The sequence below is a fragment of the Candidatus Limimorpha sp. genome (assembly GCF_056203535.1).
In genome coordinates, this window is sequence record NZ_JBADWU010000117.1 from 1 (window position 1) to 9246 (window position 9246).

Consider the following 9246-nt stretch of genomic DNA (forward strand, 5'->3'; position numbering starts at 1 on the left):
CGTTTACCTGCTGAAGGTGACGGAAGCCGATGGCACAAACCGCATTTGCCGCGTGGTGGTAGGCCGATAGAGACGTTGCGTGCAACGTCTCCAATCCGACCTTGCGTGAAATCGAATCGGGGAAATGGGTGAAGGAATGAAAAAAGCATTACGGCTTCAGGCATCCTATTGGTACTACATACACGCCATCTTCCCTGCGGTAGGCATACTTGCCGACACCAATTAAAACCATTAGGAATGATGGATTCGGCATCCGAGAAGTGTCGATTTTGCCTGACAATGCCTTTAGGGATGAAGCTGCGGCTTCAATGTTGTCGTTTCCTCCCAGTTTTATCTCAATTAGGCCATATTTGCCGTTTTCAAGATGTACGACAGCATCACATTCCAAGTTGTTTTTGTCGCGATAATGATAAACGGTTCCGTCCAAGGCATCGGCAAAGACGCGAAGATCGCGGATGGCCATGCACTCGAAAAACAGCCCGAAAGTCTCAAGGTCGTTAATGAGATCGTTGGGGCTTATCCTCAAAGCTGCCACAGCGATGCTTGGGTCAACGAAATAGCGCGTATCAGAGGTGCGTACAGCTGTCTTGCTGCGCAATGCGGGATTCCAAGCCGGCATGTCTTCGATGGTGAAGATTTTCTTCAAAGCCGAAATATACGATGAAATGGTCTCTTCGTTTAATGTCGAATCGTCGTTGACCATCATGTCGTTATATATCGTTCCTAATGATGCCTGCGTTCCCTGATGACGGCTGAGGCTGCGCATGAGACGTTTTACCCGTTCTGGATTTCGCCTGACATTGTCTGCCCGCGATATGTCGGAATCGGAGCCGTCTCCTGTGCCAATAATGCCATTATAATAGATGGTTGCCTGCTTCAAGGCGGCCTTGCGGTTGCTTGTCAAAGTCGCCATAGGCCAGCCGCCACGACACACCAAATAAGCCAATTCTTCAATGTCGATTTCGTTTTCTGCCATAAGTTGTTCCGGCGTTGAGAACAAAGCTTCGAGGCTTATCTCTCCATTGCTGTCGCCCGACTCCCAGAGCGACATCGGCCTCATCAGCAAAGGCGTGATTCGCCCTGTGCCGGTATGAACTATTTCCTTTCTGTCGGCAGGAACAGCAGAACCAGTGATGATGAATTGTCCCAATGCGCGGCGATGATCCGCCTCTCCACGGATTGCATCCCAAAGCGTAGGCACGACCTGCCACTCGTCAATCAAGCGCGGCGTTGCTCCTTGAAGTAGGAAATGAGGTGTGGCTTTTGCCAGTTGCCTGTTGCGTTCTCCTTCGACAGGATCAGCCATATAAACAATGCTGCCCGCCGACTGTTCGGCTGTAGTTGTCTTTCCGCACCATTTGCTTCCTTCAAGCAAAACGCAGCCACAAGCTTCAAGCAATTCCGCCAATAACTTGTCGGCTATCCGAGGTCTGTATCCTTCCATAAACTTCTCTTTTTTTAAGATGCTGCAAAAATACTATTTTTTCTTGATTTGCAATAAATTATTTAAAACCTTTTCCGGCATTTGGCCGATTTTTAATCCGGTATTTGGCCGATTTTTGATCCGGCATTTAGCTGCCGCTTTTTAATGTCTTTTTAATAACCAAAACAATCAAAACCCATAAAACTTTTGTTTATCCGACTCTGAATCTCGCAACCGCTTGATTCAAACCAGCCTTTCGGCTTTCCCATTTTATAGCCTTCATGCTGGGCCTAAAATATATTATTGCTTCCGTTATACTGCAGCCTTAGGCTTATCCTTTCAGCAGTTGTGGCGGCTACGGTCGCGCGCTGATAATGATGAATGGCTATAGGATTCCCATAATATCCAATAAGGATTTCACTTCGTAGGTAGTGCTGCCTTCGTGAGCTGTCCCTGCTGCATTGAAAAAGATTTGGTCGATGCCGGCTGTACGGGCGCCATCGATGTCAACTTCCATTTCGTCGCCAATCATAATGCTTTCTTCGGCAGTTGCATTGGCTTTGCGAAGCGCGAAACGGAAAATTTCAGGATTGGGCTTCTTTACGCCGACTTCTTCCGAGACAGTCAAAGTGTCGAAATATGGTTCCATGCCCGAGCCACCCAACTTGGTGTGCTGGATTTCCTGAAAACCGTTGGTAATCAGGTGTAAATGATATTTCGGCTTCAGATATTCGAGCAATTCCATTGTGCCGGGAATGAGGCGGATGATGCGGGGCGAATGGTATTCGTAATCACGGCCCAAGTTGTCGGCAAGTTCGACATCGTGAATGTCGTAAACGGCAAGCGGCTGGACGAAACGCTCGCGACATAGGAATTCTTTCGTGATCTTATCCTCGCGGTAAAGTTCCCACATCTTGGCGTTGATGGGATGGTAGATTTCGTGAAATTCGTGCGCGGAAGGAATGCCTAAGGCTTTCAGATTGTATTGGTCGTAAATCATCTCAAAGGCCACTTCTGCGGCGGCATCGAAATCCCAAAGGGTGCGGTCGAGGTCGAAGAAAATATGTCGGTAGTTTTTCATAAGTGCTTCTTGATCATTTGTCTTTGCCATTCGAAAAGTGCTACGGCTGCGGCATGACTTACATTGAGCGAGCGGGTGGGGCCTGGAACGGGGATGTAAACCGCCATGTCGCATTGACTTAACAATTCTTCGCTGAGGCCTTGGCTTTCGCTGCCTACGATAAAGGCCACATCGTCGGGCAATTCGGTGTCGTAGATGCAGGTGGCATCGTCGGTAGTCTCGATGGCGACGATGGTCTTGCCTTCTGGAACGATGTTGCGGAGATTCGTCTCTTCGGTGAAATACCATTTTATGTTGCCGCGACTTGAAGCGGCGGCGCGGCGCACCTTGCCCAGGCTGTGTTTTGATTCCGTGCCCAAAAAGCACATTTCTAAAGCCCCGATGTTGTCGGAAATGCGAATCATGGCACCCATGTTGTCGGGGGTCATCAGATGGTCGGCAATGACGATTGGGTGGGGGATGTGTTTGTAAATGTCCTCGGTGGGGATTTGCTCAAAGAGGTCGTTGGATTTGATGTAAGCCATATTGCGTTAGTTTCGGCTGCAAATATATATATGGAGGGATAAATCTTTAAAAAGCATGGGGGCTTTTTGAGGAGGACTTTAGTAGAAACCAGGGATAAATCTGAGTGGCTGATTAACTACATCAAAAAATCAATAAAAATCAAAAATTTTCTTATTCGGTGATAACATTTTGAATTCGCCATCTTTCCAATCAGATTTTTCCACCATTTCTAAAATTCCTTTCGGCACCTCCTGCTTGTCATTAAAGGATAATTTGAGTTCGACTTTATGGAAAAATAGATTTGTTTTAGTATTTGCATCATAAAAAACATAATCTCCCAAATACACTTTTTCCCCAGGTCTCACCGAAAAAACACCAAAATAATCTTTCAACTCTTGAGAGTTATTTTTATAAGAATAAAGGACATTGCCAATCTGTCGACAAAATTCGGCGGAAACAACCTGATACCGACCAGGAGGTGTGTTAGGGAAGCAAAAATTATGGGCTGGCTTGTTCACGGGAGATGATACAATTCGTTCTTTAGTGTCAACATTTTCGATAACCATGAAATCTCTGCCCATACCTTCCTTTTTATTTAAAATTGTAATAAAAATGATAGCTCCGTCGCCACTATTATTTACCGGGAGTTCCCTAATATAGCCACATGACGGAAGAATTGTAACAACAAGCAACATTAATGAAATTAGACAATGCTTTTTTGTAATGCTCAAGAAAAACCTACTCATGTTTATTGTATTTTCTTTGCAAAGATACATATTAATTCATTGTGTCTGCTAAAAAAAAGCGGATCCCAATAGATAAGTTCGGGAAACATTTTCTGCTGGAAGTTGACAAAGCCTCGGGCAAATAGCACGGGAGTGTTGCTGCGGTAGTATTTGCAACTGGCATTCGTGTCGCAATGTCGCGGATTGATGAGGCGCAGAAAATTTTCTGTCTCAATCAGTTTGATGAATGCTTGCCGATGCAGACAACTGTCAGCCATAGGGCAATCTTCATGTCCGCAAACGGGATAATTCTTTGGCAGTTCTTTGTATGTCTTTTTCATGGTCGTATTGCATTTTTTCAATAATTCATTCCAAACATCCAAAGCGGAACGATAATACCGTGCCCGACTTCAATGTCATCGCGGACGATAATGCCGTTGGGAACATCTTCTATCTGTTTTTTCCCTTTCTTTTTGCCTCCTATTTCGAATGTGAATTTGTCGATGCAGAAGTCGGATTCGCGCGAGGAGATTATGTCGTTGCGAACCCTCATTTGGTTATAGAAAAATGTTTCCCTGATGTTGCCGATGTCGGGGATGCCACTCGCCAAAGCCGTCATCAGGCTTGGGTTGTCGATGTATACTTTTTCCACTTTGCCGAGTCCGCGCATTCCCCCCGTGTCGTCTCGCAGCTGGCCAATCATTCCTGCCATTTCCAAATAGACAAGGTAGTCGGGCACGTTATTCTTGCTGACGGACAATTCGCGGGCTAGATTGTCAGCATTTGGTTTGTAAGGCGCGAGTGTGGAGATTATGCTCAGCATCTGCTTCAGTTTCCTTGCCGTCGAAGCCTTCATGTCGGCATATTGTGCAATGTCCGATTCGGTGGTCTGGCTAATCACCTGTTGCATACGGTATTCAAAACCGATTTCTTTTGCAAAGGGATAATAGCCTCGCTTCAGATAATCGCGGAATAACGGCAACGGATGCTCCATTTCTGTTACGGAAACCTGATGGTTTAAAATCTCATCTAACGAATAGATCTTGCTCCGTATGCCGTGAAACAGTTCAAGATATTCGCGGAAAGAAAGTCCTTGCATGGTGTAAATCAATGCCCGCCGGCTCAAATCGGCTTCGCCTTTGTAGATGTCAAGCACCGATGAGCCTGTAAATGTGATTTTCAGTTTCGGATGAACATCATGCAGTTGTTTCAATTCTCTCGACCAGTCCTTGTATTTATGGACTTCGTCAATGAAAAGGTGCTCGCCACCCTCTTTGACGAAAGTGTCTGCCGTTTCAACGATGGTATGTGATGAGAAATACACATTATCAGCGGATACATATAGCATCTTGCTCGTGTCTCGATGTGAAAGAATGTATTGCAGAAGCATGGTCGATTTTCCTACACCTCGTGGGCCGACAATACCCACCATGTGCGCATCCCAGGCAATGTCGTCAAAAATGTATCGTTTCATGCTGACTGGGGTCTGTTTCAGCATGGCATCCATGTATTCGTATAGGCTGTTGTCTAACATGTCTTTTGGTCTTTAAACGCTGCAAAAATACATAAAATCCCTCAATGAGGGATGATTTTGCATGTTTTTGTCCCTCAATGAGGGAGATTTTTATCGAAATTGTCCCTCAATGAGGGAAAATTGAACTTTTGAATGACGGATTTTGCTGAAAAAACGAATTATTCCATCAGCTTTTTCCATTCTTCTTCGTCGGGCAAAATGTTTTGGTACATTGTGGGAAGCTCGCGTGCTGTTTTATAGGTGGCAACGCCCATGGGTTTTGATGTGTCGCGGAAAGAAAACTCAACCGTCTTTTGGCTTTTTGAGTGGCAGAGAATGATGCCAATGGAAGGATTTTCGTCGGGTAGTTTCACATACTCATCTAAGGCCGAAAGGTAGAAGTTGAGTTTGCCGGCATATTCAGGCTTGAACTCACCGTATTTGAGTTCGATGCAGACGAGGCTTTTGATTTTTCTGTTGAAAAAAAGCAGGTCGATAAAGTATTCCTTGTCATCGACTACCACGCGATATTGGTTGCCCACGAATGTAAAGCCGTTACCCAAAGCGAGGAGAAATTTCTTTATGTTGTTCACAATGGATAGTTCTAATTGTTTTTCGGGGAAATCGTTGTCATCGTTGATTTCGACAAAAGGAAGGTTGTATTCGTCTCTGAATGAAGCAATTGCTCTTCTTCGGAAAGATTCGTTATCAATGGTTCGGGCAAAGTTGGTTGTGAGAATTTCTGTCTTGCTGCGGTCTTCGTTCAGATGATATTTCAGTGTGTCAACATTCCAAAATTCGCGTGAACATTTTTGAATGAAGAGAAGGCGTTCGTTAAAAGTGGTGGCGTGTTTGATTATTTCATAATGATGAGTAAAGCCTATGTTTAAAAAGTCTTCGAGTTGTCCGTCATCTAATTTGTGCGTCATCAACGCACGAATTTCTACATCATCGGATAATGGCATTATGATTTCGTGCGTTGACAGCGCACGATTATTAGTGTCGGTAACATCTAAATCGTCCGTTGTTGATGGACGGTTATCAAATATACCGCACCATTCCTCATAAAATATACGCATTTTTCGCATATTACCCTCCGAAAATCCTCTAAGTCCGGGCAATTCCTGCTGTAGACTTTTTGAGATGGTAGCAATTGCACCCGACCCCCATTGAGCAGTGCGGCTGTTCATTGATATGTATTTGCCTATGGCGTAGTATAGCGACAATAATTCCTTGTTGACAAGTTTCGATGTGCGGATGCGAGTTGTTTGAATCGCATCTTTGATTGCCTTAACTGCTTGTAAATAGTTAGATTGGAGGATTGTGGTTGCCGTTTTTTCTACCATGTTTGCTCGTGTTTTTCATTGCGAAAATACGAAAAACATCAATACAATAGAACTATCTCGACAGAAAAAGAATGAGTGACGGTTATGGTTAGATATTTGGACGGGATAATCAGTTTTGCATTTTCGCCTTCAGTTTTTTCATCGACTTCATCATTAGCGGAATGCTCACAAACAGCGTCAAAGTTTCTGCAATCGGCATGGAAAGCCAGATGGCCATTTGCCCGATGAGGGGCGAGAGGGCGAAAAGCGGAATCAGGACAAAGACAATGGAACGGCACAAGGCGATGATGGCCGACTCCAAAGGCCGCTCGATGGCAGTGTGGAAACTTGTGCCGATGATGTTGACAAACGACACCAAGTAATGCAAGGTGATGTAAGTCATGGCGGTAGTAGTGAGTGCCGCTAATTCCATGTCGCCATTGGCGAAAACATTGACGATGCCTTGCCTGAAAATCAAGGCAATCAGATAAATGGAAACGCCAATGATGCCGCTGAAAAGCAATGAATTGTAAAGCAGCGACTTGATGCGGCCATAATCTTTTGCCCCGACATTGAACGACATCAGCGGATAAAGCGCCTGTGACAATCCGAAAATCGACATGTTGACGGCAAAGTTGATATAACAGACGATGGTGAGTGCCGCCACGCCATTTGGCCCGATTTCGCGCATCAGGAAAAGATTGAAAATGAAAGTGGTAATGGCTGCCGAAACGGATGTCAGCATCTCGGAACTGCCGTTGTAGAAAATCTTTCCCACTTGCCGCCAGCCGCCTTTCAATCGGCCCATTTTCACGTTGGGCGCAAGTACTACAGCCGCCGATGAATTGGCGATGCAGGTGGCGATGGCGGCTCCCGAGACGCCCCAGTTGAATTTCAGGACGAAGAAATAATCCAAAACGACATTCACTACGCAACAGATGGTGCCGCTCAGGAAAACCCAGTTCGGCTTGCCCGCAAAACGGGTGAAAGCTTCCGTGAAATTCGGAATGCAATAGAAAATGAAAGCGCCGCCGATAATGCCTAAATATTTCCTGACGAAGGGGTAGACTTCGTCGTTGCTGCCAAGTAAATAGCAGATTCCCTTTAAGTTGAGCAAAAGCAATGCGGAGAGAATCAGCATGGAACTGACCAAAACCGTAAAGGTCAAGGTGGTGTAGCCTTTGGCGCGTTCTTCATCGCCACGGCCTTTGGCAATGCCTGCAATGACCACGCCGCCGGAGATTATCATGATGGCGACGCTGAGCATCACGCTAATGAGCGGCATGGAAAGGTTTATGGCGGCCAAACCGATGGCTCCTACACCTCTGCTGACGAAAATGCCGTCGATAAAGGTCTGGATGCCAACAATCAGCATACCGATGATGCTGGGAAATGCGTACTGAAAAAGTTGTTTTCTGACTGATAGTGTTTCTGCCATGATTGTTCGAACAAGTCTTATGCGGGCCTGTTATCCGAAAATAAGGCGCAAAATGCTTCCAAATAGTGTTGGTCGGTTTCGTCGAAGGCGTCAAGTTCGGTGCTATCGATGTCGAGGATGGATTTCACTTCGCCGTTTTTGTCGAAAATCGGGACGACGATTTCGGAACGCGAAAGCGAACTGCAAGCGATGTGACCTGGAAATTGCTCCACATCGGGCACAACGATGGTCTCTTTCCTTGCCCATGTCGTTCCGCAAACGCCTTTGTTGAAAGCAATTCGTGTGCAGGCGACAGGTCCTTGGAATGGTCCTAAAACCAATTGATTATCAATCACTCTGTAAAAGCCAATCCAATGCCAAGGGAACACTTCACTGAGCAATGATGATGCATTTGCCATCAATGCGATTTCATCTTTTTCGTTTTCCTTCATGCAACGCATTTGTTTGATGAGCAACTCGTATTTTTCAATTCTATCTTCCATTTCTTTAAATCCGCTGCAAAATTACGATTTTAACTGATTATTTCTTATTTTTGCGTTTTAATTTGATTGACTTGAAAATAGCAGTAAATACACGTTTGTTGTTGAAAGACAGGCTCGAAGGCATCGGTTGGATTTGGTTGAGCCTGAAATAATAGAATTGTTTATGAAGTTAGAATGTTGAAGTTTTAATAGAAAGGTAGATCGTTTTGATTATTGAATTAAATTAGAAAGAAATCTATTTTTTTTGAAAATTTAATATAATGGATAACAGACTTTTAGACAGTAAACTCCCTTGTTTGGTAGCCGATATGAGTCTTGCCGCATGGGGAAGAAAGGAAATCGAAGTTTCCGAACACGAAATGCCAGGCCTTATGGCGCTGCGTAAGAAATATGGTCAGGAAAAACCTTTAAAGGGTGCCAAGATTATGGGTTCGCTTCACATGACCATCCAAACGGCTTGCCTGATTGAGACTTTGGTCGAGTTGGGCGCAACCGTGCGCTGGTGCAGCTGCAACATTTTCTCCACACAGGACAATGCCGCCGCCGCCATTGCCGAAACAGGCACTTCCGTTTTTGCATGGAAAGGCGAAACGCTCGAAGATTACTGGTGGTGTACCAAACGCGCCATCACTTTCCCCGATGGAACAGGTCCGGACCTCATCGTTGACGATGGCGGCGATGCCACCTTATTAATACATAAGGGTTATGCCTGCGAAAACGACCCTAAACTGCTCGATGCACCTACCGAAAGCGAG

10 protein-coding genes are annotated in these 9246 nt (G+C 45.2%); 1 reads left to right on the forward strand and 9 read right to left on the reverse strand.

What is annotated here, in order from left to right; translation table 11 throughout:
- Positions 1–148: 148 nt before the first annotated feature.
- The 9 genes from AC06MN_RS14520 to AC06MN_RS14560 form a co-directional block, all read right to left on the reverse strand.
- Positions 149–1444, reverse strand: coding sequence for an ATP-binding protein (locus tag AC06MN_RS14520; RefSeq protein WP_475673093.1), 1296 nt, complete (start codon positions 1442–1444; stop codon positions 149–151).
- Between the two features lie 364 nt (positions 1445–1808).
- Complete coding sequence (locus tag AC06MN_RS14525; protein WP_475673094.1) at positions 1809–2504, reverse strand: YjjG family noncanonical pyrimidine nucleotidase; 696 nt, start codon at positions 2502–2504, stop codon at positions 1809–1811.
- Positions 2501–3028 carry a TrmH family RNA methyltransferase gene (locus tag AC06MN_RS14530; RefSeq protein WP_475673095.1) on the reverse strand — a complete coding sequence of 176 codons (528 nt, stop codon included), beginning with the start codon at positions 3026–3028 and terminating at the stop codon, positions 2501–2503. Before AC06MN_RS14530 ends, AC06MN_RS14525 begins: the two co-directional genes overlap by 4 nt.
- A 129-nt stretch (positions 3029–3157) precedes the next feature.
- Complete coding sequence (locus tag AC06MN_RS14535) at positions 3158–3754, reverse strand: hypothetical protein (protein ID WP_475673096.1); 597 nt, start codon at positions 3752–3754, stop codon at positions 3158–3160.
- A 2-nt stretch (positions 3755–3756) separates the two neighbouring features.
- The gene (locus tag AC06MN_RS14540) at positions 3757–4074 is read right to left on the reverse strand and encodes a DUF6078 family protein (RefSeq protein ID WP_475673097.1); all 318 of its coding nucleotides are present in this window, start codon (positions 4072–4074) and stop codon (positions 3757–3759) included.
- Positions 4075–4091: 17 nt separating this feature from the next.
- Entirely contained in the window at positions 4092–5267 is a 1176-nt protein-coding gene (locus AC06MN_RS14545) for an ATP-binding protein (RefSeq protein WP_475673098.1), read from the reverse strand.
- Positions 5268–5425: 158 nt separating this feature from the next.
- On the reverse strand, positions 5426–6592 hold the full coding sequence (locus AC06MN_RS14550; protein ID WP_475673099.1) for a PDDEXK nuclease domain-containing protein: 1167 nt from the start codon (positions 6590–6592) through the stop codon (positions 5426–5428).
- 109 nt (positions 6593–6701) lie between these two features.
- Complete coding sequence (locus AC06MN_RS14555) at positions 6702–8009, reverse strand: MATE family efflux transporter (protein ID WP_475673100.1); 1308 nt, start codon at positions 8007–8009, stop codon at positions 6702–6704.
- A gap of 17 nt (positions 8010–8026) precedes the next feature.
- Positions 8027–8491 (reverse strand): GAF domain-containing protein, encoded by a 465-nt coding sequence (locus AC06MN_RS14560; protein WP_475673101.1) that lies wholly within the window; start codon positions 8489–8491, stop codon positions 8027–8029.
- 260 nt (positions 8492–8751) lie between these two features.
- Here AC06MN_RS14560 and AC06MN_RS14565 point away from each other — a divergent pair.
- Positions 8752–9246 (forward strand): adenosylhomocysteinase (locus tag AC06MN_RS14565; RefSeq protein ID WP_475673102.1); only part of this gene is annotated, 495 nt, incomplete at its 3' end.

Excerpts from the sequence above, each read along its gene's own strand:
- AC06MN_RS14535 (WP_475673096.1), bottom strand. The coding sequence starts at position 3,754 with ATGAGTAGGTTTTTCTTGAGCATTACAAAAAAGCATTGTCTAATTTCA.
- AC06MN_RS14545 (WP_475673098.1), bottom strand. The coding sequence starts at position 5,267 with ATGTTAGACAACAGCCTATACGAATACATGGATGCCATGCTGAAACAG.
- AC06MN_RS14520 (WP_475673093.1), bottom strand. The coding sequence starts at position 1,444 with ATGGAAGGATACAGACCTCGGATAGCCGACAAGTTATTGGCGGAATTG.
- AC06MN_RS14560 (WP_475673101.1), bottom strand. The coding sequence starts at position 8,491 with ATGGAAGATAGAATTGAAAAATACGAGTTGCTCATCAAACAAATGCGT.
- AC06MN_RS14550 (WP_475673099.1), bottom strand. The coding sequence starts at position 6,592 with ATGGTAGAAAAAACGGCAACCACAATCCTCCAATCTAACTATTTACAA.
- AC06MN_RS14530 (WP_475673095.1), bottom strand. The coding sequence starts at position 3,028 with ATGGCTTACATCAAATCCAACGACCTCTTTGAGCAAATCCCCACCGAG.
- AC06MN_RS14540 (WP_475673097.1), bottom strand. The coding sequence starts at position 4,074 with ATGAAAAAGACATACAAAGAACTGCCAAAGAATTATCCCGTTTGCGGA.
- AC06MN_RS14555 (WP_475673100.1), bottom strand. The coding sequence starts at position 8,009 with ATGGCAGAAACACTATCAGTCAGAAAACAACTTTTTCAGTACGCATTT.
- AC06MN_RS14525 (WP_475673094.1), bottom strand. The coding sequence starts at position 2,504 with ATGAAAAACTACCGACATATTTTCTTCGACCTCGACCGCACCCTTTGG.